The organism is Agrobacterium sp. CFBP 3001 (assembly GCF_027871605.1).
Lineage (GTDB): Bacteria > Pseudomonadota > Alphaproteobacteria > Rhizobiales > Rhizobiaceae > Agrobacterium > Agrobacterium leguminum.
The window spans coordinates 127,432-149,091 of sequence record NZ_JAQAHD010000011.1 but is presented as its reverse complement, the minus strand read 5'-3'; the positions used below and the strand labels follow the sequence as shown (position 1 = coordinate 149,091).

Genomic DNA, 21,660 nt, shown 5'->3' with positions numbered 1-21,660 from the left:
GCCAATGCAAAGGGTCGCCGACACGTCACGGGTCAACGGTGCAAAGACAGGCGCCGCCACGCTCCCCCGGAAAACGACCGGAGGCGGGGCCGCCTATTTCGAAGCCGGCGCGGGCGAGAATCTGATCCTCATCCACGGTGTTGGAATGCGGCTCGAAGCCTGGACGCCGCAGATCGAGGTGTTTTCGAGGACGCACCGCGTCATCGCGGTCGACATGCCCGGCCACGGCGGCAGCGAACGTCTTGCGGCCGGCAGCACTCTTGAGGATTTCGTCGGCTGGTTCGGCCGGTTTCTCGACGACATGCGGATAGAGCGCGCCAATGTCGCCGGGCATTCCATGGGTGCGCTGATTTCCGGCGGGGCAGCCGCGACGCTTGGAGATCGCATAGCGCGTGTCGGGTATCTGAACGGTGTTTATCGCCGCGATCCCGTTGCGAAGGCGGCGGTGCTTGCGCGTGCGGCGGCGATCCGCACCACGGGCGTGGACAAGGAAGGTCCCTTGCTGCGCTGGTTTGGCGATGATCTGAAAAGCCAGCACGCCCGGGAATTGACGCGAGGCTGGCTGGAAATGGTCGATCCGGAAGGTTACGCGGTCGCCTATACCGCCTTTGCGGGCGGGGACGAGACCTATGCCGACCGCTGGCCTTCGGTCACCTGCCCGGCGCTTTTTCTGACCGGTTCGGACGATCCGAACTCCACGCCCCTGATGGCGGAGCAGATGGCGGCGATCACGCCGCGCGGTTATGCCCGCATCGTCGAGGCGCACCGGCATATGGTCAATCTGACCGCACCCGAAACCGTCAATGCATTGATGGCCGAATGGCTGGCTTTAGAGGAGGAGCCGCAATGACCGTTGCAACCCTTGACCCGCGCGCCCTGCGCGACGCATTCGGCGCCTTCGTGACGGGGGTGACGATCGTTACCACCCGCGACGAAGCCGGAAAGCCGGTGGGTTTCACCGCAAATTCCTTCACCTCCGTCTCGCTCGATCCGCCACTGCTGCTGATCTGCCTTGCCCGCACCTCGCGCAATTTCGCGACGATGACGGGTGCGAAAAATTTCGCCGTCAATATTCTGTCGGAAGGCCAGAAGGACCTGTCCAATACGTTCGCCCGGCCGGTTGAAGATCGTTTTGCTGCCGCCACCTGGTCGGATGCGCCGGCAGGCTCACCGGTCTTTGCCGATGTTGCAGCCTGGTTCGAATGTTCGATGAAGGAGGTTATCGAGGCCGGAGACCACGTCATTCTGCTCGGTCGTATCGACGCTTTCGAGAATAGCGGTCTGAACGGTCTCGGTTATGCGCGGGGCGGTTACTTCACGCCGATGCTGGCAGCGAAGGCGCTTTCGGCTGCGGCGGAGGGTGAAATCGCTGTCGGCGCGGTTCTTGAGCGGCGCGGCGAGATTTACCTCGTCGGGGAGGATATGCTGTCGCTGCCCGGCTGCGTCGTGACGGGCGGCGATCCGGTGGCGGCGCTGACGGCGCGGCTGGAAGAGCTCACCGGACTGCCGGTCAGGACGGGCTTTCTTTACTCGGTTTATGAAAACAAGGCGGATGGGCGTCAGCACATCGTCTACCACGCGCTGGCAGATGGGGACGACGCGCCGCGCCAGGGCCGTTTTCTGTTGCCCGGCGCGCTGGCTTCGGCAAAGTTCGACTCCGGCGCGACGGCGGACATTGTCAACCGGTTCGCGCTGGAAAGTTCAATCGGCAATTTCGGTGTCTATGTCGGTAACGAGACTGCCGGCAGGGTCCATCCCATCTCGATGAAGGCGGCAAACCCATGAAATTCTCCCTCTTTGTCCATATGGAACGGCTGGACGCCTCGCAGAATCACAAGACGCTCTACGAGGAGTTCGTAACGCTTTGCGAAATCGCCGATCGCGGCGGCATGCATGCCATCTGGACCGGTGAACATCACGGCATGGATTTCACCATCGCCCCGAACCCCTTCGTGACGATCGCCGATCTGGCGCGGCGCACCAGGACGGCGCGTCTCGGCACGGGCACGGTGATCGCGCCCTTCTGGCATCCGATCAAGCTTGCCGGCGAAGCCGCGATGACCGACCTCATCTGCGATGGCCGTCTCGATATCGGCATTGCGCGCGGTGCTTACTCGTTTGAATATGAGCGATTGCTTCCGGGCCTCGATGCCTGGGGCGCCGGCCAGCGTATGCGCGAGCTGATCCCGGCCGTCAAAGGTGTGTGGGCGGGCGACTATGCCCATGACGGCGAGTTCTACAAATTTCCGGCCACCACCTCTGCTCCCAAGCCATTGCAGCAGCCCTTCCCGCCGATCTGGGTGGCGGCGCGTGATCCGAATTCGCATGAATTCGCCGTCGCCAATGATTGCAACGTGCAGGTGACGCCACTCTGGCAGGGCGATGACGAAGTGGAAACCCTGATGGGCCGTTTCAACGATGCCTGCGCCAAGAACCCGGAAAAACAGCGGCCGAAAATCATGCTGCTTCGCCACACCTATGTCGGTTCCGATGAAGCCGATATCGCCCAGGCGGCGCATGAGATGAGCGTCTATTACAATTATTTCTTCGCCTGGTTCAAAAACGAAAAACCGATCCATCAGGGTCTGATCGAGCGTATTGCGCCCGAAGACATCGCCGCCAACGCGATGCTTTCCACCGATGTCATGCGAAAGAACAACGTCGTGGGCAATGCCGATGAGGTGATTAGCCGGCTTAAAGCTTACGAGGCTATGGGCTATGACGAATATTCCTTCTGGATCGATACGGGCATGAGCTTCGAGCGTAAGAAGGCCTCGCTGGAGCGCTTCCTTTCCGATGTCATGCCGGCTTTCGGGGAGTAACGCGATGCGCAGTTTCCAGTGCTATATCGACGGACGTTTCGAAGATGGTGAGGCGCGTTTCGCAAGTCTCGATCCCGCAAGCGGCACTGCATGGGCCGAAATGCCGGAAAGCCGCGAGGCCGATGTCGGCCGTGCGGTCGAGGCCGCGCATCGGGCGCTTTACGAAGATGCAGGCTGGTCGAAACTGACGGCGACACAGCGTGGGAAGCTGCTCTACCGGCTCGCCGATCTGGTCACTGAGAATGCGAAGACGCTCGCCGAACTCGAAACCCGCGATACCGGCAAGATCATCCGTGAGACCTCCGCGCAGATTGCCTATGTCGCGGATTATTATCGTTATTATGCGGGTCTGGCCGACAAGATCGAGGGCGCCTATCTGCCGATCGACAAGCCGGATATGGATGTCTGGCTGCGGCGCGAACCCGTGGGCGTCGTGGCGGCCATCGTGCCGTGGAACAGCCAGCTGTTTCTCGCCGCCGTCAAGATCGGCCCGGCACTCGCGGCCGGCTGCACCCTTGTCGTCAAGGCCTCGGAAGATGGGCCTGCACCCCTTCTGGAATTCGCCCGGCTGGTGCATGAGGCCGGTTTTCCCGCCGGTGTGGTCAATATCGTCTCCGGCTTCGGCGCGTCCTGCGGCACGGCGCTCACCACCCATCCGAAGGTGGCTCATATCGCCTTTACCGGCGGTCCGGAAACGGCGCGTCATATCGTGCGCAATTCGGCTGAAAACCTCGCTTCCACCTCGCTGGAACTCGGCGGCAAGTCGCCGATACTCGTTTTTGCCGACGCCGATCTCGAGAGCGCCGCCAATGCGCAGGTTGCGGGAATTTTCGCCGCGACCGGCCAGAGCTGCGTCGCCGGCTCGCGGCTGATCGTCGAAAGAAGCGTCAAGGATCGGTTCCTCGAGATTCTGAAGGCGAAGGCTGAGGCGATCCGCATCGGCTCGCCGCTGGATATGGCGACGGAAGTAGGCCCGCTGGCGACGGAGCGCCAGAGGAAGCACATCGTTTCTCTGGTTTCCGCCTCCGTGGACGCGGGCGCCAAGGTTGTCACAGGCGGTGCGGTTGTAGACGGCGACGGTTATTTCTATCCGCCAACCATTCTCGATTGCGACGGCATTCGTTCGCCATCGATGGAGAAAGAGTTCTTCGGTCCCGTTCTCTCGGTCGTTTCGTTTGAAACCGAAGCGGAAGCCATCGCGCTGGCCAATGACACGGTCTACGGGCTTGCCTCAGGTGTCTTCACGCAGAATCTGACCCGCGCTCACCGCCTGATGAAGGCGATCCGTGCCGGCATCGTCTGGGTGAATACCTACCGTGCGGTCTCGCCGATTGCGCCTTTCGGCGGATTCGGCCTGTCGGGCGACGGACGCGAGGGCGGGCTTGCGGCGGCGCTCGATTACACGCGCACCAAGACCATATGGCTGCGAACCTCCGATGATCCGATCCCCGATCCCTTCGTGATGCGGTGAAGCCCATGTTTTACGAAATCCGCACTTACCGGCTGAAGAACGGCGCCATCCCCGCCTACCTCAAGGTGGTCGAGGAAGAGGGCATCGAAATCCAGAAGAGCCATCTCGGCGAGCTGGTGGGTTACTTCTTCTCCGAGATCGGCCCGATCAATGAGATCGTCCATATCTGGGCCTTTTCGAGCCTGGATGACCGCGAGGAAAGGCGCGCACGGCTGATGGCCGATCCGCGCTGGTTGTCCTTCCTTCCGAAAATCCGCGACCTCATCGAAGTCGCCGAAAACAAGATCATGAAACCGGCGCGGTTTTCACCGCTGGGGTGAAATGCGCCGGTCGCGACGTGCATACCAACAAGAAGCTCTAAAACGGAGTAAGGGAACATGAAATTGAAACTGGTATTGACGACATGCGCCGCTCTTTTTGCCCTTGGTGCATCCGCCGAGGCGAATGATCTGGTTTTCTCCAGCTGGGGAGGAACCACGCAGGACGCCCAGAAGGCGGCCTGGGCTGAAAAATTCATGGTGTCGACCGGCATTAACGTGGTGCAGGACGGCCCGACGGACTACGGCAAATTGAAAGCCATGGTCGAGGCGAACGGCGTGACCTGGGATGTGGTCGATGTCGAGGGCGATTATGCCGCGCAGGCCGGCCCGAAAGGCCTGTTGGAGAAGCTCGATTTTACCGTCATCGACAAGACCAAGCTCGATCCGCGCTTCGTGACGGACTACTCCGTCGGCAGCTTTTATTATTCCTTCGTCATCGGCTGCAATGTCGATGCCGTGGCCGCCTGCCCGAAGAGCTGGGCGGATCTGTTCGACACTGCGAAATTTCCCGGTAAACGAACCTTCTATAAATGGTCGGCACCGGGCGTGATCGAAGCCGCCCTTCTGGCCGATGGTGTGGCCGCCGACAAGCTTTATCCGCTCGATCTCGACCGCGCTTTCAAGAAGCTCGATACGATCAAATCCGATATCATCTGGTGGTCCGGCGGTGCGCAGTCGCAGCAGTTGATTGCATCTGCGGAAGCGCCCTTCGGCAGCGTCTGGAACGGCCGCATGACGGCGCTTGAAAAAAGCGGCGTGAAGGTGGAAACCTCCTGGGAGCAGAACATCACCGCGGCGGATTCCCTCGTCGTTCCCAAGGGAACGAAAAACAGGGATGCGGCGATGAAGTTCATCGCGCTCGCCACTTCTGCGCAGGCGCAGGCGGATATGGCGACCGCGACGGGTTATGCGCCGGTCAATATCGAATCCGCCAAGCTGATGGATCCGGAAACCGCCAAGACCCTGCCGGACCAGCAGACGGCAAGCCAGGTCAACGCCGATATGAACTACTGGGCGCAGCATCGCGACGAGATCGGCGAGCGCTGGTACGCCTGGCAGGCGAAGTAAGATAACGGCGCGGGCCGCGACAGGCGCCCGCGCGATTTTCCACGTCCGGGAGGTTTGGGCATGGTCTCGCTTACCGATGAAACAGTCAGCCCGAAAGCGAAGGTGCGGATGCCTTTCCGGCCCGGCAATTTTACGGCTACCCTGCCGGCGCTTATCCTGCTTGTCCTGTTCTTCGTGGTTCCGGTTCTGATCCTGCTGTCGCGCAGCGTCACCGAACCCGTTTTCGGATTGGGCAACTATGCCGCCCTGCTGGGAAGCTCCACCTATCTGAAGATATTCTTCAATACCTTCGCGGTGTCGGCGCTGGTAACTGTCGTGTCGCTGGCGATCGGCTTTCCCGTCGCCTGGGCGCTCGCCATCATGCCGGCGCGGCTCGCTTCCATCGTCTTTGCCATATTGCTCCTGTCGATGTGGACCAATCTTCTGGCGCGCACCTATGCGTGGATGGTGCTGTTGCAGCGCACGGGCGTGGTGAACAAGACGCTGATGGGGCTGGGCATCATCGATCAGCCTCTGGCGCTGGTCAATAATCTTACCGGGGTAACGATAGGCATGACCTATATCATGCTGCCCTTCATCATCATTCCGCTCTATGGCGTCATCCGCAAGATCGATCCGGCCATTCTTCAGGCGGCGGCCTTGTGCGGGGCGACACGCTTTCAGGCGCTGACCCGCATCCTCATTCCGCTGGCAGCGCCCGGCATGATTTCCGGCGCGCTGATGGTCTTCGTCATGTCGCTCGGTTATTTCGTTACCCCGGCGCTGCTCGGCGGTACGGCGAACATGATGCTGGCCGAACTCATAGCGCAATTCGTCCAGTCGCTCGTCAACTGGGGCATGGGCGGGGCGGCCGCACTGGTGCTGTTGGTGGCGACGCTGACGCTTTACGCCATCCAGCTCAAATTTTTCGGCGCGGCCGGGGCAGGGGGGCGCTGACATGCTTTTGAACTATAACAGCCTCGGCCTCTGGAAATGGCTGCTCCTCCTGATCACGGTGCTGACGACGGCATTTCTCATCCTGCCCATCGTTTTCATCGCAGCGCTGTCTTTCGGCTCGTCGCAATGGCTGATCTTTCCGCCGCCCGGCTGGACATTGAAATGGTATGCGGATTTCTTCGCCGATCCGCGATGGCTGGAGGCCGCCTGGACGAGCCTGCGCATCGCCCTCATGGTCACGGTGCTGTCCGTGCTGATCGGTCTTGTCGCTTCCTTCGGGCTGGTGCGCGGCCGTTTCATTGGGCGTAACACGCTTCGCGCGCTGTTCATGACGCCGATGATCCTGCCCGTCGTGGTGCTGGCGGTGGCGCTTTACGCCTTTTTCCTGAAACTTGGCCTTGCCGGCACGACCGCCGGTTTCGTTATTGCCCATCTCGTCGTGGCGCTGCCTTTTTCCATTCTGGCGTTGACCGGCGCGCTCGAGGGTTTCGACAAATCGATTGAGGATGCGGCGGTGCTGTGCGGCGCAAGCCCGTTGCAGGCGAAAATCCGCATCACGCTTCCCGCCATCAGCCACGGCCTGTTTTCGGCGGCGATCTTCTCCTTCCTAACCTCGTGGGATGAGGTGGTGCTGGCGATCTTCATGGCAAGCCCGACATTGCAGACGCTGCCGGTGAAGATTTGGGCAACGCTGCGTCAGGATTTGACGCCGGTGATCGCGGCCGCCTCCACGCTTCTCATCGCGGTGACCATCATTCTCATGCTGCTTGTCGCGGCTGTGCGAAAAGGACTGAAAACATGACCAAACCGCTCCTGCAGATTCGCGGCATCCGCAAGCAATACGGACCGGTCGTCGCCGTTCAGGACGTCAATCTCGACGTGCAGCCGGGCGAGTTCATGACATTTCTCGGGCCGTCCGGTTCGGGCAAGAGCACGACGCTTTATATCCTTGCCGGTTTCGAGCAGCCGACATCGGGCGATATTCTGCTGAACGGCGAAAGCCTGCTGTCGACGCCGTCGCACAAGCGCAATATCGGCATGGTCTTCCAGCGCTACACCCTGTTTCCGCATCTGTCGGTTGGCGAGAACATCGCCTTTCCGCTGAAGGTCCGCCGTAAGAGCAAGGCGGAAATCGATGCGAAGGTGAAGGAAATGCTGCGGCTTGTCCGTCTCGAAGGTTTCGAAGACAGAAAACCGGGGCAAATGTCGGGCGGCCAGCAGCAACGTGTGGCGTTGGCGAGGGCGCTTGCCTATGACCCACCGGTGCTCTTGATGGATGAGCCGTTGTCGGCGCTCGACAAGAAGCTGCGCGAAGAAATCCAGTTCGAAATCCGCCGTATTCACCAGCAGACGGAAGTGACGATCCTCTACGTTACCCATGATCAGGAAGAGGCCTTGCGTCTTTCCGATCGGATCGCCGTGTTTTCCAAGGGGGTAATCGACCAGATCGGCACGGGACCGGAGCTTTACGCCCACCCGGCGACCCGTTTCGTGGCTGAATTCATCGGCGACAGCGACTTCATCGCCTGCGATCTCCTCGCCGCTTCGGGCGGCAGGGCGACGGTGTCGCTCGGTCGGGATATCGTTTTCGATCACATTCCGGTGCATGGCGAAGCCGCGCCGGGAAAGAAAGCGGCGCTGATGCTGCGCCCGGAGCGGCTGCAGCTCAGCCGTAACCGGCCGGTCGCCGCTGCCGGTTTCCAGGCCACGGTCAGCGACATCACTTTCCTCGGCAACAATGTCCATGTGGTGGCCCATACCGGCTCGGGTGAGCCGCTTGCGGTTCGCCTGCCTTTCGGCCATGAGGCGATTTCTGGCCTCAGCCGTGGCGACCTCGTGCATCTCGCCTTCGATCCGGCCTCGGCGCAGGTCTTCTGTTGAGGGATGGGCCATGAATCTGAATGATCCCACACTCTTCGGCGAGAAAGTGCCGGTGGCTGGCCGCTGGGTTGGTTGCGATGGCCGTGAAACGGCGGCAATCCTCAATCCCGCGACCGGTGAGATCGTTGGGCGGGTTCCAGAACTCGGTGCGAAGGAAACGAGAGAAGCAATCGCTTCCGCCGTGATCGCCCAGAAGGAATGGGCCCGCCGCACCGCCGGCGAGCGTGCGAATATCCTGAAGGAATGGTTCCGGCTCGTCATGGAAAACCGTGACGATCTCGGCATGATACTGACGCTGGAACAGGGTAAGCCGCTCGCGGAAGCCAAAGGTGAGATCGCCTATGGCGCAAGCTTCATCGAATGGTTTGCCGAGGAGGCGCGGCGAATCCATGGCGAGACAGTGCCCGGCCACCAGCCGGATAAACGCATTCTGGTTCTTCGCCAGCCCGTGGGCGTGGTTGCGGCCATCACGCCATGGAATTTCCCCAATGCCATGATCACTCGCAAGGTCGGCCCGGCGCTGGCCGCCGGCTGTGCAGTGGTGCTGAAACCGGCGCCGCAAACACCGTTTTCTGCCATTGCCCTTGCCATCCTTGCAGAGCGCGCCGGCCTGCCGCTTGCGCTTTTCAGCATTTTGACGGGGCCAGCCGCAGAGATAGGCGGGGAGATGACGGCAAGCCCGGATATCCGCCTTCTGACCTTTACCGGCTCGACGCGTACGGGCGAACATCTTTACCGGCAATGTGCGCCGACGATCAAGAAACTGGGGCTGGAACTCGGCGGCAATGCACCCTTCATCGTCTTCGATGACGCCGATCTCGATGCCGCTGTCGAGGGCGCGATCCTCGCCAAATTCCGCAACAATGGTCAGACCTGCGTTTGCGCCAACCGTTTTTATGTGCAGAGCGGCGTCTATGATGCTTTCGCTGAAAAATTCGCAGGGGCCGTCGCGCAATTGAAGGTCGGTAACGGGTTGGAGGAGGCAAGCATTCTTGGGCCTCTCATCGACGCAAACGCCGTTGCCAAAGTGGAGGCCCATATTGCCGATGCGCTTTCGAAAGGCGCCGAGATCGCCACGGGCGGCAGAAGACACGCGTTGGGCGGCAATTTTTTCGAGCCGACGATCCTGCGCAATGTCGATGCCGGCATGCAGGTGGCGCGCGAGGAAACCTTCGGGCCGCTTGCGCCGCTCTTCCGCTTCGAGGATGAGGCGGATGTCATTGCGCAGGCGAACAATACCGATTTCGGCCTCGCATCCTATTTTTATGCGCGCGATCTGTCGCGGGTCTTCCGCGTTGCGGAGGCGCTGGAATATGGCATGGTCGGCGTCAATACGGGGGCTATTTCCACCGCCGAGGCGCCTTTCGGTGGTGTCAAGATGTCTGGTCTCGGCCGGGAAGGGTCACGTCACGGCATCGAGGAATATACCGAGCTCAAATATGTCTGCATCGGTGGCGTCGGCTGAGGCCGGGCCGCGAAGAATGATGCCTATGCCAGCAGCCCACGCATGATCAGATCGAGATGAATTTTCAGGACAGCCTGTCTGTCCAGAATGCGCCGGTCGTTGAAAATCAGCCGAAACACCAATGTTCCGACCATGGGTGACATCACCACTTTGGCGAGTTCGGGAGGATTGGCCCTGAACCTTTTTTTCGCCACGCCCTCCTCGAGGACCGTATCGATGCGCGTAAAGACAGGCGCCATCAACGTGTCATGGTGCTGGTCGATGAGATCGGGAAATTTTGCGCCTTCCGCAAGGATCAGGCGGAACAGTTCCCGCATCTTCTTGTTGTCGACGAGGGAATCGAACAGGAACTCCAGCAGCAGACGAAGCTCCTCGACCGGGTCGTCGGATGTATGCGTATAGGCATTGAACGCCTCCTGGAATGGCAGGGAGGCGTGCTTGACCATCGCTTCGAAGAGCGCCTCCTTGGTTTCGAAATAGACGTAGACCGTCCCTTTCGTCACCCCCACCCGTTCCGCGATGTCTTCCACCCGCGTCGCGGTAAATCCCCTTTTGGTGAATTCCTCGAATGCGGCATCGAGAATTTGCAACGGACGTTGTATCTTCTGTTCAGCACGTGTCAGTTTTGCTTTCGCCATGGCCCCGGATCCTTCTTTATTTTCGACGCGTGCCCTTCTGTCCGTCGCGATTGGCGGAAATGAGAGATGGGTTTGCCTATAGCACCGGCGCAAAAACCGGAACGATTTTTGTGAAGGCGCGCGCATGCTTCACTATGCCGGAACATTGCCAATGCGCCCGCAGGTATGAGCCGGACGACGAGAATGATCATTCGGGAACCCGTGCCGATACTCCGGACAGCTCCCCGATCAGCGGCATAAGAATTTCATTGACTATTCAGTCAGTCAAATATTATAGGATGAGGCGAAGATCAAGAGGTCACCATGAGAACTATTCTTATCGCGGCGGCGCTTGGCGGTATTTTCGCCCTGTCGTCCTGCAGCAATGAAGAGCCGCCCGCCGAAAAGCCGCTCCGCACCGTCGATGTGGTCGCGGCTGAGAAAAAACCCGTTGATCGCGGTAGCGTCATCACGGGCGAAGTAAAGGCGCGGGTCCAGACGGACCTGTCCTTCCGGGTCAGCGGCAAGATCACCGAGCGGCTGGTGGATGTGGGCGCGCGGGTGAAGACCGGGCAATTGCTTGCCCGCATGGATCCCGAAGAGCAGAAGGCCGATCTCGATGTCGCCCTGGCCAACCTGCAATCAGCGGAAGCGCAGCAGACGCAGGCGCAATTGACGTTCGACCGTCAGCAAAGTCTTTTCAAGACGCAGGTGACCTCGCGTTCGGCGGTAGACAAGGCTCAGGAAACCCTTCTCACGACGCAAGGGGCGGTGAGATCGGCGCAGGCGCAGCTCGATACGGCGCGCGATGCCCTGTCCTATACGGAACTCAGGGCGGATGCGGATGGCGTTATCACCGCGCGCAATGTCGAAGTCGGCCAGGTGGCGCAGGCCGCCCAGCTCGTCTTCACGCTGGCGCATGACGGGCCGCGCGATGCGGTTTTTGATGTTTATGAATCCCTGTTCCTCGAGCGTGATATCGACAATCTTGTCAATGTCAGCCTCCTGTCGGACCCCGCCCGCAGCGTTGCGGCGCCGGTGCGGGAGATTTCTCCGACGATCGACCCGGACAATGGAACGATCAGGGTCAAGGTCGGCCTGAACGGCGATATGACCATGCCGCTCGGCGCGCCCGTATCCGGCCATTTCCGCTTCAAACAGGTCGATGCGATTGAGCTTCCGTGGTCGGCGATGACGTCGCAGGACGGCTTCCCCGCCGTCTGGGTGGTCGATCCGCAATCCTCGGAAATCGCCATGCGGCGCATCGAGGTCGTCGATTACGAGACCGGTCAATTCGTCATCACGCAGGGGCTTAATTCCGGCGATCTCGTCGTCACCGTCGGCACCAAATTTCTCCGCGCCGGTGAAAAGGTCGCCTATGAAAAGGGGCAGGCACAATAATGTCCAGTTTATACAAAAGCTTGTTTTTGGTGGCTGTGGCGATTGCGGTTTCCTCCTGCGAGGACAAGCAGGAAGCCGCCGCCGAGGCGCCGCGTCCCGTGCTTTCCGTCGTCGTGGAAGAGAAGCCGGCCGATGCCCTGCGGCTGACCGGCACGGTGGAATCGCGCATTCAGACCGATCTCGGCTTTCGCGTGCTCGGGCGCATCATCGCCCGCAATGTCGATGTCGCCGATCTGGTGAAGAAGGGCGACGTAGTTGCGTCAATCGATCCGCTCGCGCTCGAGCTTGCGGTGAAGAGCGCGCAATCCGACCTCTCCAATGCGGAAGCGCAGCTGGCCAATGCAGTGACGACCGAGCAGCGCCAGCGCGTGCTGGCCGAAGCCCGCAGCGGCACGGAAGCGGCGCTGGAAGAGGCCGAGCAGGCCACCCGCACCGCCAATGCGTCCGTCGCCAAGGCCCGCGCCAATCTGGACAAGGCCGAGGAACAGCTGGGTTATGCGCAGCTTCATGCGGAATTTGACGGTGTGGTGACGGCAACTTCGGGCGAAATCGGTCAGGTCGTCTCGGCCGGGCAAACGGTCGTGACGATTGCCCGCCCGGAAGTGCGCGATGTGGTGGTCGACGTTCCGCAATTTGCGGCGCAGCGTCTGGAGATCGGCTCCGCCTTCGAGATCGCCCTGCAGCTCGATCCGAAAATTCGCACCACCGGCGTGGTCCGCGAGATTGCTCCGGAAGCCGAAACGGCGACGCGCACGCGCCGCACGAAGATCAGCCTCCAGGATGCGCCGCCAACATTCCGGCTGGGGTCCGTTGTCACGGCCTCGGTGCTTGCGGCATCCGAACCGCAGATCATGCTTCCGTCATCTGCCCTGCTGAAAACGGACAATGGATGGGGCGTCTGGATCGTCAATGCCGATACGGCAACGGTAACGCTCCGCCCGGTCACGATAGAGGGTGAGCCTGCCGAAGGCGGCAGCGTGCGCATCACCGGCGGCGTCAAGCCCGGCGAACGTGTTGCCAGCGCCGGCGTTCACAAGCTTAGGGATGGACAGGCCATCAGGATCGATCAGGAGGTCCGTCAGTGAAGAAATTCAATCTCTCCGACTGGGCGCTCGAACACCGTTCGCTCGTCTGGTACTTCATGCTGGTTTTCGTTCTTGCCGGCGTTTTCTCCTATCTCAACCTCGGCCGCGAGGAAGATCCGAACTTCACCATCAAGACGATGGTGATCAGCGCGCAATGGCCCGGCGCTTCCGCCGAAGAAGTGGCGCGGCAGGTGACCGACAGGATCGAGAAGAAGCTCGAGGAACTCGACAATCTCGATCATCTGCGCAGCCAGACTGTCGCCGGTCGCACGACGATCTTCGTGGAGCTGGTGCCGGAAACCAAGGCGCGCAACGTCGAGCCGACCTGGGTGCGGGTGCGCAACATGATCGGCGACATCAAGGGCGATTTCCCCTCGGGCGTTGTCGGTCCCTTCTTCAACGACCGCTTCGGCGATGTTTATGGCAATATCTACGCTTTCACCAGCGACGGTCTCAGCCAGCGACAATTGCGCGATCTGGTGGAAGATGCCCGTGCGAAGGTGCTGACCGTCGACAATATCGGCAAGGTCGATGTCATCGGCGCGCAGGACGAGACGATCTATCTGGAGTTCTCCACGCGGCAGATCGCGGCGCTCGGCATCGACCAGCAGTCGATCATCAAGACGCTGCAAGCCCAGAACGCCGTCACGCAATCCGGCTTCGTCAATGCCGGGCCTGAGCGCGTCGCGCTGCGCGTCAGCGGCCAGTTCACCTCGGAAGACAGCCTGCGGTCCATCAATCTGCGGGTCAACAACCGGTTTTTCCCGCTGACGGAAGTGGCGACGATCCGGCGCGGTTATGTCGATCCGCCATCCTCGCTGTTCCGCTTTAACGGCCAGCCGGCCATCGGCCTTGCGATCGGCATGAAAACCGGCGCGAACCTGCTGCACTTCGGCGAGGCGCTGGATGCGCAGATGAAGCGGGTGGTTGCGGACCTGCCTGTTGGCGTCGATGTGCATCGTGTGTCCGATCAGCCGGCCGTGGTCGATGAGGCAGTCTCGGGCTTCACCTCGGCGCTGTTCGAGGCCATCGCCATCGTTCTCGTCATCAGCTTCATCAGCCTTGGCCTCAGGGCCGGCATGGTGGTTGCCGTTTCCATTCCGCTCGTGCTGGCGATTACCTTCGTCTACATGGAATATACCGGCATTTCCTTGCAGCGTATCTCTCTGGGCGCCCTCATCATCGCGCTCGGGCTTCTCGTCGACGATGCGATGATCGCCGTTGAGATGATGGTTGCGCGGCTTGAGGTCGGAGACGATCTCAGGAAAGCGGCGACCTATGTTTACACCTCGACCGCTTTCCCGATGCTGACCGGTACGCTGGTCACCGTTGCCGGCTTCATTCCGGTCGGTCTCAACAACAGCGCGGCGGGTGAATTCACCTTCACGCTTTTTGTGGTGATCGCCGTTTCGCTGATCGTGTCATGGATCGTCGCGGTCCTGTTCACGCCGCTGCTCGGCGTGACGATCCTGCCGAAGACGATGAAATCGCACCACGAGAAAAAGGGCCGTTTTGCCTCCGCCTTTTCGTGGCTTCTTGGCCGGGCGCTGCGCTGGCGCTGGGTGACGATTATCCTCACCATTGCGCTGTTCGGCCTTTCTGTCGGCGGCATGAGCCTTGTGCAGCAGCAGTTCTTCCCGTCATCCGACCGTGTGGAGCTGATCGTTGACTGGAACCTGCCGCAGAACAGTTCCATCGCCGAAACCAACCGGCAGATGGCGCAGTTCGAGCAGGAAATGCTCTCCAAGAATCCGGATATCGACCATTGGACAACCTATGTCGGCGAAGGCGCGCCGCGTTTCATCCTGTCCTTCGACGTGCAGACGCCGGATGTCACCTTCGGCCAGACGGTCATCGTCACCAAGGGGCTGGATGTGCGTGACAAGGTGCGCGCCGAGCTGCAGGACTATCTGAACAAGACTTTTATCGGCACCGACGCCTTCGTGAAACTGCTCGATATCGGTCCGCCGGTCGGAAAGCCGGTGCAATATCGCCTCAGCGGTCCGGATATCCAGAAGGTGCGCGAGCTCGGGCAGCAATTGTCGGGCATCGTCGGCGAACACCGGCTGCTGTCCAACATGGTCATGGACTGGAACGAGCCGACGCGCGTGGTGAAAGTGGATGTTCTGCAGGACAAGGCCCGCCAACTCGGCGTCTCGTCGGAAGACATCGCTAATGCCATGAACAGCATTGTCGAAGGCTCCACCGTCACGCAGGTGAGGGACGATATCTACCTCGTTAACGTGGTGGCGCGGGCGCAGCTTTCGGAGCGCGGCTCCATCGAGACCTTGCAGAACCTGCAATTGCCGGCAACCAACGGCAAGGCCGTGCCGCTCTCGGCAATCGCCAATTTCCGTTATGAGCTGGAGCAGCCGACCATCTGGCGTCGCGACCGGATCCCCACTGTCACCGTCAAGGCTGCCATTATCGGTCCAACGCAGCCAGCAACGATTGTGGAGCAGCTGAAGCCGAACATCGAGGCGTTCCAGAAAACGCTTCCCGTCGGCTATACGCTGGAGACGGGCGGCTCGGTGGAATCCAGCGCGGATTCGCAAGCGCCGATCGTCGCTGTCGTCCCCATGATGCTGTTTGCGATGGCGACGATCCTGATGATCCAGTTGCAGAGTTTCAGCCGGCTGTTCCTGGTCTTTGCCGTGGCGCCGACAGCCCTGATCGGCGTCGTGGTGGCGCTGCTCTTCTCCAATGCGCCGATGGGTTTCGTCGCCATTCTCGGCGTGCTGGCGCTGATCGGTATCCTGATCCGCAACTCGGTCATCCTCGTCGTGCAGATCGAGCATCTGAGAAGCGAAGGGGTCTCGGCATGGCGTGCCGTCATCGAGGCGACCGAACACCGCATGCGGCCGATCATGCTGACGGCGGCGGCGGCCACACTTGCCCTCATCCCCATCTCCCGGGAAATCTTCTGGGGTCCGATGGCCTATGCGATGATGGGCGGTATTGTGGTGGGTACGGCGCTTACCCTGCTCTTCCTGCCGGCGCTCTATGTCGCGTGGTTCCGCATCCCACGTGAGGATGACAAGCCGGAGGCAGCGGAAATCAAGGCGTAATATCTGACGCGGAGCGAGGGTGCGGCGATACTGCACCCTCGCTCCAACAAAAATATCCGCCGTCGTTGTTCCGGCGGGCAGGATAATGTTAGGAAGGTCGGCTTGGCCGCGAGAGCGGCGGCCGTCCTTTTGCGTTTGGACGGTTGTCTGGTTTTGCGTTGATATTGCGAACATATTGAGAGTGCGGAGGGTTTAAAGATGGGCGGGTTGTCGGATTGGCTGTCGGATGCGCAGCCGATCAATCGCAAGAATGCCGCAGAAGCGGTGTTCGATGATATCCGTTCCGCCATCACCTCGGGGCAGCTTGCGGTCGGCACCCGGCTGCCTTCCGAAGCCCATCTGGCCGCCCGATATGGCGTCAGCCGGCCGATCATTCGCGAGGCTTTGCGGTCGCTCCAGACCCTGGGGCTGACACAGACCCGCACCGGAAGCGGCACCTATGTGATGACGCCGACCCCGCCTTCCGAATTGAATTACGGCGCCTATTCCGCCCGCGATCTGATTGAGGCCCGCCCCTTCATCGAAGTTCCTGCGGCCGGTTGGGCGGCGTTGAGGCGAACGAATGCCCAGCTGGAAGTCCTGCTTGACCTCTGTGATCGGATGGAAGCCGAAGAAAGGCCGCATCCCTGGGTGCTGCTGGATGGGCAATTCCATTGCGCCATTGCGGAAGCTTCGGCCAACAGGCTGTTTGCCAAGGTGGTGGCCGATGCCCGTGAGGCGCTGTCCCAACAGTCAGAGATGGTCAACCTGATGGCCGGCCGACGCGTTGCCTCGAATTTCGAGCACCGCCGGATCGTCGAGGCGATCCGGCGGGGTTCAGCGCCTGAGGCGCGGGAGGCGATGGAGCTTCACCTTGGGCAGGTGAAGCAGGTGGTGACCACGATTATTGGCGAAGATCGGCTTCGCCAGCCGTGACGGCGGGCAAGTTGGCAAGGTGCCGCGGGCTCAGCGCCTGCTGCAATTGCGCATCGGTGAGATAACCGCGTTCCAGAACCACCTGCGGCACGGTGCGGCCGCTGGCAAGTGCTTCCTTCGCCACTTCGGTCGCCGCATAATAACCGATCAACGGGTTGAGCGCGGTGGCGAGACCGATGGATTCTTCCACGCGCTGCGCCATGATCGCCGGATTGGCGACGATGCCGTCGACGCAGCGTTCCGCCAGCGTGCGGCAGGCGGCGCTGAGCTGGCTGATGCTCTGTGAAAGCGCGCGCACGATGATTGGCTCGAAAGCGTTCAACTGCAACTGCCCGGCTTCAGCGGCCATGGTGATGGTGATGTCATTGCCGATCACCGCATAGGCCACCTGATTGACCACTTCCGGAATGACCGGATTGATCTTGCCTGGCATGATGCTGGAACCCGCCTGAACGGAGGGCAGGGTGATTTCGCCAATCCCGGCGCGCGGGCCGGAAGAGAGGAGGCGAAGATCGTTGCAGGTCTTCGACAGCTTCACGGCGACGCGTTTCAGCACACCGGAGAGATGCACGAAGGCGCCGGGGTCCTGGGTGGCTTCGATGAGGTCTGCCGCCGTCACCAGAGGTCGTCCGGTCAGTTCCGCCAGATGCTGGCAGGCAAGCTCGGCATAACCACGCGGTGCATTCAGCCCGGTACCGATGGCGGTGGCGCCGAGATTGATCTCGTGCAGAAGTGCTGCGGATTCGATGAGGCGCGCCTGATCTTCTCCCAGCATCACCACGAAGGTGCGGAATTCCTGGCCGAGCGTCATCGGCACGGCGTCCTGCAATTGCGTTCGCCCGATCTTGATGAAGCCGGCAAATTCCTGCGCCTTGCGGTCGAAGGCATCCTTCAGCACGCCCATGGAAGCCGCCAGATCGTCGATCGCCTCGATCAGGCCGACATTGATCGCGGTCGGATAGGCGTCGTTGGTCGACTGGCTGAGATTGACATGGTCATTGGGGTGAAGGCGGGCATAATCGCCTTTTTCGCGTCCGAGCAGTTCGAGCGCACGGTTGGCGATAACCTCATTGGCGTTCATGTTGGTGGAAGTGCCGGCTCCGCCCTGAATTTCATCCACCACGAACTGCTCATGCAGCGCGCCGGCGCGGATTTCGCGGCAGGCCTCGGCGATGGCTTCCATGCGTTCCGTGTCGAGAAGGCCGAGCTCGTGGTTTGCGCGTGCCGCCGCCTCCTTCACATAGGCCAGTCCCCGGACGAGATAGGGGTTGTGGCCGATGGTCACCCCGGTGATCTTGAAGTTTTCCACAGCGCGTGCCGTGTGCACGCCCCAATAGACATCCGCCGGAATTTCCTTGGTCCCGAGCAAATCATGCTCCTTGCGCGTCACGCTCACTTTTTCCTCCACTGGCTTTTAAGCGTTGCTATATCTGTAAAGCTGTCTTACAGATTTTTGACCTTAATTGGGGTGGAGGAGAAGGTCAATCATATCGAATACGCTTGACGAACGGCATTATCTGCCATTATGAGGGGCGAAAATCTGTCATGCAGCTTTACAGCGCGCATGAGCATGCATGCTGGCCATATTCCAGCGCGGACTGTGCCAGTTTCATTTTCATTTCCGGCTTATCGCCGACTGCAAGCACTTTATCGGGAGGATAAATATCCATGCATTCTGGGAAAACGGCGTCTGCCGATCGTGAGGTCTTCGTCGAAGAAGATCTCGGTTACCACAAGGCCCTCAAGCCGCGTCAGATTCAGATGATCGCCATTGGCGGCGCCATCGGCACCGGGCTTTTCCTCGGTGCGGGCGGGCGTCTGGCACAGGCAGGCCCGGCGCTGGTGTTTGTTTATGCGCTTTGCGGCTTCTTCGCTTTTCTGGTGCTGCGCGCGCTCGGCGAACTGATCATGCACCGTCCGAGCTCCGGTTCCTTCGTGTCCTATGCCCGTGAGTTCTACGGCGAGAAGATGGCCTTCGCGGCCGGCTGGATGTATTGGCTGAACTGGGCCATGACTTCTGTGGCGGATGTGACCGCCGTTGCCCTCTACATGAATTTCTTCAAGCAATATGTTCCGTGGCTTGCGGGTATCGACCAGTGGGTCTTCGCGATGACGGCGCTTCTGGTCGTGCTGGCCATGAACATGCTGTCGGTGAAGGTCTTTGGTGAGCTCGAATTCTGGTTCAGCCTCATCAAGGTGCTGGCGCTTGCGATCTTCCTCGTGGTCGGCATTTATTTCGTCATCTTCGGCACGCCCATTGAAGGCCATGTCACCGGTTTTAGCATCATCACCGATAATGGCGGTTTTTTCCCGAACGGTATTTTGCCAGCCTTCGTCATCATACAGGGTGTCGTCTTCGCTTATGCCTCCATCGAACTGATCGGCACGGCGGCAGGCGAGACGGAAGACCCGCGCAAGGTCATGCCCCGCGCCATCCGCGCCGTGGTCCTGCGTCTCGTGGTCTTTTATGTCGGTTCGGTGCTGCTGTTCGCGCTGCTTCTGCCCTATACCGCTTACAAGGCCGGCGAGAGCCCCTTCGTCACCTTCTTCGGTTCCATCGGCGTGCAGGGCGCTGACGTGATCATGAACCTCGTCGTTCTGACCGCCGTGCTGTCCTCGCTCAATGCCGGACTTTATTCCACCGGCCGCATCCTGCACTCGATGGCGGTTTCCGGCTCGGCGCCAGCAGCACTTGCGAAGATGAACAAGAACGGCGTGCCCTATGGCGGCATCGCGGTAACCGCCGTCGTCACCGTTCTCGGCGTGGCGTTGAACGCCGTCGTTCCCGCTTCGGCCTTCGAGATTGCGCTCAACCTCTCGGCGCTCGGCATCATCTGCGCATGGGCCGTCATCGTGCTCTGCCAGTTGAAGCTCTGGCAGCTTTCCAAGCGTGGTGAACTCGTGCGTCCGGATTTCCGCATGTTCGGCGCGCCGTACACCGGCATTCTCACGCTCATCTTCCTGTTCGGCGTGTTGGTGCTGATGGCCTTCGATTATCCTGTCGGCTCCTGGACCATCGCCTCGCTGCTGGTCATCATCCCGGCGCTCGTCATCGGCTGGTATCTCTTGCGTGACCGCATCTACCGTCTCGCGGACGAACGTGCGGGAGCATCACAGTGAGCGGGCAGGACGCAACGCCTCTGGTGGCGGTCATCGCCACCGGCGGCACCATCGCCAGCCGGCGTGGTGCCGATGGCGTGAGCACGCCCAGCCTTTCGGGTGAGGACCTGCTGGCGCTGGTTCCGCAGATCAACGCCCGGCTGAAGCCGGTCGACCTGATGGCGAAGGATTCCTCCAGCCTGACACTGGCAGACATGCAGCGCATCAGCGATGCGGTGGGCGCCGAGCTCAATGATCCCGGCGTTGCCGGCATCGTGGTTTTGCATGGCACCGACGCCATGGAAGAATCCTCGCTGCTCGTGCATTTGCAGCGGGCCATCACAAAGCCGGTGGTCTTCACCGGCGCGCAGTTTACGGCAGACCATAAGGACGCGGATGGGCCGGCCAATCTGGCGCGGGCCATAGAAACAGCGCTCGATCAGGCGAATGCCGCAAAAGGCGTGCTCCTCTCCTTCGGCGGCCGCTGTCTGCCGGCCTGGGGGCTTTATAAGCTGAGCGCGGATGAGGCGGATGCCTTCCGCTCCGCCCGGCCGCTGGCTGCTGCCGCAATGCTGCGGCTTTCCGCCCCGGTAACCGATCAGCGCGTCGATATCGTCGCCATTCATCCCGGCTGTGACGCGACCCATATCGATGCAAGTCTGCAGGCGGGCGCGCAAGGCATCGTTCTTGCCGCACTCGGTTCCGGCAACGCCAATCCGCGTATCGCCGAAGCCGTGAAGCGCTGCGCCGAACGCGGCGTTCCCGTCATCGTTTCCAGCCGCGTGCCGGAAGGGCGGCTGGTGGCGACTTATGGCGGCGGCGGCGGCGGGCATGATCTTGTCGCGGCGGGCGCCGTGCATTCATCCACGCTTCGCCCGGGCCAGGCCCGCATTTTGCTGGCAGCGCTGCTGGCCGGTAAAAGCCCGGCGGAAACCATCGTTTCCGCTTTCGGTGATAGCCCGCTCTCTTAGAGCACTTCCAGAAAAAGTGGACCCCGGTTTTCCGTCCGGAAATGCGTCAAAACTCTAAGTAGCGGCAGCGATGCCCGCGACCGGCGGGCATCGAAATTCCTATAAGATTCCTATTTTATTGCCTCTGTGGCCGTCTCGAACCTTTATGCGGTTCGGGTGCATTCTTCTGTGCGTGAAGGGATGGTGTTCCCTTCTCAGCCAGAAAGAGTGAAAAGCGACGTCCCACATGACGGCGCTTTTCTTCCTGTCCGGCTCCTCGAATAAAAAGGAGTCCCATCGATGATGGATGTTGTTCTGATCGGCGCAGCCACGGTGTTTTTCGCCCTCTGCTTTGCCTATACGCGCGCCTGCGACCGGCTTTAGACGGAGGCTGCGATGACATTCGACTATATCTTGAGCGGCGCCGTCACGGTCTTTATCGCCGCCTATCTCACCTATGCTCTCATTCGCCCCGAACGTTTCTGATCGGGAAGCGGCGGTTCGCGCGGCGGAGAGAAAAATGGAATCGGATCCGCCGCTCTCTCTTTCTGTCCGAGCATCG

General features: G+C 60.8%; 19 protein-coding genes. 17 read left to right on the top strand and 2 right to left on the bottom strand.

Features of this window, described 5'->3' with window-relative positions; translation table 11 throughout:
* The first annotated feature begins 4 nt into the window (after nucleotides 1–4).
* From PH605_RS15590 to PH605_RS15545, 10 genes are all read left to right on the top strand, one after another.
* On the top strand, nucleotides 5–850 hold the full coding sequence (locus PH605_RS15590) for an alpha/beta fold hydrolase (RefSeq protein WP_142845376.1): 846 nt from the start codon (nucleotides 5–7) through the stop codon (nucleotides 848–850).
* Nucleotides 847–1,785 carry a flavin reductase family protein gene (locus PH605_RS15585; protein ID WP_142845375.1) on the top strand — a complete coding sequence of 313 codons (939 nt, stop codon included), beginning with the start codon at nucleotides 847–849 and terminating at the stop codon, nucleotides 1,783–1,785. The genes PH605_RS15590 and PH605_RS15585 overlap by 4 nt, the downstream gene beginning before the upstream one ends.
* A complete protein-coding gene (locus PH605_RS15580; protein WP_142845374.1) occupies nucleotides 1,782–2,822 on the top strand; it encodes an LLM class flavin-dependent oxidoreductase in 1,041 nt (346 codons plus the stop codon). The genes PH605_RS15585 and PH605_RS15580 overlap by 4 nt, the downstream gene beginning before the upstream one ends.
* A gap of 4 nt (nucleotides 2,823–2,826) precedes the next feature.
* Nucleotides 2,827–4,293 carry an aldehyde dehydrogenase gene (locus PH605_RS15575; protein WP_142845373.1) on the top strand — a complete coding sequence of 489 codons (1,467 nt, stop codon included), beginning with the start codon at nucleotides 2,827–2,829 and terminating at the stop codon, nucleotides 4,291–4,293.
* 5 nt (nucleotides 4,294–4,298) lie between these two features.
* Nucleotides 4,299–4,613 (top strand): NIPSNAP family protein, encoded by a 315-nt coding sequence (locus PH605_RS15570; protein ID WP_020813480.1) that lies wholly within the window; start codon nucleotides 4,299–4,301, stop codon nucleotides 4,611–4,613.
* A 57-nt stretch (nucleotides 4,614–4,670) separates the two neighbouring features.
* A complete protein-coding gene (locus PH605_RS15565; RefSeq protein WP_078052073.1) occupies nucleotides 4,671–5,681 on the top strand; it encodes an ABC transporter substrate-binding protein in 1,011 nt (336 codons plus the stop codon).
* Nucleotides 5,682–5,789: 108 nt separating this feature from the next.
* The gene (locus tag PH605_RS15560; RefSeq protein WP_425292602.1) at nucleotides 5,790–6,617 is read left to right on the top strand and encodes an ABC transporter permease; all 828 of its coding nucleotides are present in this window, start codon (nucleotides 5,790–5,792) and stop codon (nucleotides 6,615–6,617) included.
* A gap of 1 nt (nucleotide 6,618) precedes the next feature.
* Nucleotides 6,619–7,419, top strand: a complete 801-nt coding sequence (locus PH605_RS15555) for an ABC transporter permease (RefSeq protein WP_080857499.1) — start codon at nucleotides 6,619–6,621, stop codon at nucleotides 7,417–7,419.
* A complete protein-coding gene (locus PH605_RS15550) occupies nucleotides 7,416–8,498 on the top strand; it encodes an ABC transporter ATP-binding protein (RefSeq protein WP_065656543.1) in 1,083 nt (360 codons plus the stop codon). The genes PH605_RS15555 and PH605_RS15550 overlap by 4 nt, the downstream gene beginning before the upstream one ends.
* A 10-nt stretch (nucleotides 8,499–8,508) precedes the next feature.
* Nucleotides 8,509–9,963, top strand: a complete 1,455-nt coding sequence (locus tag PH605_RS15545; protein ID WP_142845371.1) for an NAD-dependent succinate-semialdehyde dehydrogenase — start codon at nucleotides 8,509–8,511, stop codon at nucleotides 9,961–9,963.
* A gap of 23 nt (nucleotides 9,964–9,986) precedes the next feature.
* On the opposite strand, the gene PH605_RS15540 is transcribed toward PH605_RS15545, so the two are convergent.
* Nucleotides 9,987–10,601 carry a TetR/AcrR family transcriptional regulator gene (locus PH605_RS15540; RefSeq protein ID WP_078052068.1) on the bottom strand — a complete coding sequence of 205 codons (615 nt, stop codon included), beginning with the start codon at nucleotides 10,599–10,601 and terminating at the stop codon, nucleotides 9,987–9,989.
* Between the two features lie 303 nt (nucleotides 10,602–10,904).
* On the opposite strand from PH605_RS15540, the gene PH605_RS15535 reads away from it, so the two are divergent.
* From PH605_RS15535 to PH605_RS15520, 4 genes are all read left to right on the top strand, one after another.
* Nucleotides 10,905–11,981: an efflux RND transporter periplasmic adaptor subunit gene (locus PH605_RS15535; protein ID WP_125144977.1), complete on the top strand. Its 1,077-nt coding sequence runs from the start codon at nucleotides 10,905–10,907 to the stop codon at nucleotides 11,979–11,981.
* On the top strand, nucleotides 11,981–13,066 hold the full coding sequence (locus tag PH605_RS15530; protein WP_142845370.1) for an efflux RND transporter periplasmic adaptor subunit: 1,086 nt from the start codon (nucleotides 11,981–11,983) through the stop codon (nucleotides 13,064–13,066). The genes PH605_RS15535 and PH605_RS15530 overlap by 1 nt, the downstream gene beginning before the upstream one ends.
* Nucleotides 13,063–16,134, top strand: coding sequence for an efflux RND transporter permease subunit (locus tag PH605_RS15525; RefSeq protein WP_142845369.1), 3,072 nt, complete (start codon nucleotides 13,063–13,065; stop codon nucleotides 16,132–16,134). Before PH605_RS15530 ends, PH605_RS15525 begins: the two co-directional genes overlap by 4 nt.
* A 198-nt stretch (nucleotides 16,135–16,332) precedes the next feature.
* On the top strand, nucleotides 16,333–17,049 hold the full coding sequence (locus PH605_RS15520) for a FadR/GntR family transcriptional regulator (RefSeq protein WP_065656538.1): 717 nt from the start codon (nucleotides 16,333–16,335) through the stop codon (nucleotides 17,047–17,049).
* Here the strand turns inward: PH605_RS15520 and PH605_RS15515 are convergent.
* Nucleotides 17,018–18,445 (bottom strand): aspartate ammonia-lyase, encoded by a 1,428-nt coding sequence (locus tag PH605_RS15515; RefSeq protein ID WP_237680927.1) that lies wholly within the window; start codon nucleotides 18,443–18,445, stop codon nucleotides 17,018–17,020. The two genes, PH605_RS15520 and PH605_RS15515, sit on opposite strands and share 32 nt — an antisense overlap.
* Nucleotides 18,446–18,717: 272 nt before the next feature.
* Between PH605_RS15515 and PH605_RS15510 the strand changes: the two genes are divergently transcribed.
* The 3 genes from PH605_RS15510 to kdpF all read left to right on the top strand — a co-directional run bounded on the left by PH605_RS15510 (nucleotide 18,718) and on the right by kdpF (nucleotide 21,584).
* Nucleotides 18,718–20,169 (top strand): amino acid permease, encoded by a 1,452-nt coding sequence (locus PH605_RS15510; protein WP_078052064.1) that lies wholly within the window; start codon nucleotides 18,718–18,720, stop codon nucleotides 20,167–20,169.
* Nucleotides 20,166–21,119, top strand: coding sequence for an asparaginase (locus PH605_RS15505; protein WP_142845367.1), 954 nt, complete (start codon nucleotides 20,166–20,168; stop codon nucleotides 21,117–21,119). The genes PH605_RS15510 and PH605_RS15505 overlap by 4 nt, the downstream gene beginning before the upstream one ends.
* 375 nt (nucleotides 21,120–21,494) lie before the next feature.
* Entirely contained in the window at nucleotides 21,495–21,584 is a 90-nt protein-coding gene (gene kdpF / locus PH605_RS15500; RefSeq protein WP_003506089.1) for a K(+)-transporting ATPase subunit F, read from the top strand.
* The last annotated feature ends 76 nt before the right edge of the window (nucleotides 21,585–21,660 follow it).

Coding starts and splice junctions, on each gene's coding strand:
- PH605_RS15520 (WP_065656538.1), top strand. CDS start 16,333: ATGGGCGGGTTGTCGGATTGGCTGTCGGATGCGCAGCCGATCAATCGC.
- PH605_RS15550 (WP_065656543.1), top strand. CDS start 7,416: ATGACCAAACCGCTCCTGCAGATTCGCGGCATCCGCAAGCAATACGGA.
- PH605_RS15560 (WP_425292602.1), top strand. CDS start 5,790: ATGCCTTTCCGGCCCGGCAATTTTACGGCTACCCTGCCGGCGCTTATC.
- kdpF (WP_003506089.1), top strand. CDS start 21,495: ATGACATTCGACTATATCTTGAGCGGCGCCGTCACGGTCTTTATCGCC.
- PH605_RS15510 (WP_078052064.1), top strand. CDS start 18,718: ATGCATTCTGGGAAAACGGCGTCTGCCGATCGTGAGGTCTTCGTCGAA.
- PH605_RS15530 (WP_142845370.1), top strand. CDS start 11,981: ATGTCCAGTTTATACAAAAGCTTGTTTTTGGTGGCTGTGGCGATTGCG.
- PH605_RS15590 (WP_142845376.1), top strand. CDS start 5: ATGCAAAGGGTCGCCGACACGTCACGGGTCAACGGTGCAAAGACAGGC.
- PH605_RS15585 (WP_142845375.1), top strand. CDS start 847: ATGACCGTTGCAACCCTTGACCCGCGCGCCCTGCGCGACGCATTCGGC.
- PH605_RS15545 (WP_142845371.1), top strand. CDS start 8,509: ATGAATCTGAATGATCCCACACTCTTCGGCGAGAAAGTGCCGGTGGCT.
- PH605_RS15570 (WP_020813480.1), top strand. CDS start 4,299: ATGTTTTACGAAATCCGCACTTACCGGCTGAAGAACGGCGCCATCCCC.
- PH605_RS15535 (WP_125144977.1), top strand. CDS start 10,905: ATGAGAACTATTCTTATCGCGGCGGCGCTTGGCGGTATTTTCGCCCTG.
- PH605_RS15575 (WP_142845373.1), top strand. CDS start 2,827: ATGCGCAGTTTCCAGTGCTATATCGACGGACGTTTCGAAGATGGTGAG.
- PH605_RS15540 (WP_078052068.1), bottom strand. CDS start 10,601: ATGGCGAAAGCAAAACTGACACGTGCTGAACAGAAGATACAACGTCCG.
- PH605_RS15565 (WP_078052073.1), top strand. CDS start 4,671: ATGAAATTGAAACTGGTATTGACGACATGCGCCGCTCTTTTTGCCCTT.
- PH605_RS15580 (WP_142845374.1), top strand. CDS start 1,782: ATGAAATTCTCCCTCTTTGTCCATATGGAACGGCTGGACGCCTCGCAG.
- PH605_RS15555 (WP_080857499.1), top strand. CDS start 6,619: ATGCTTTTGAACTATAACAGCCTCGGCCTCTGGAAATGGCTGCTCCTC.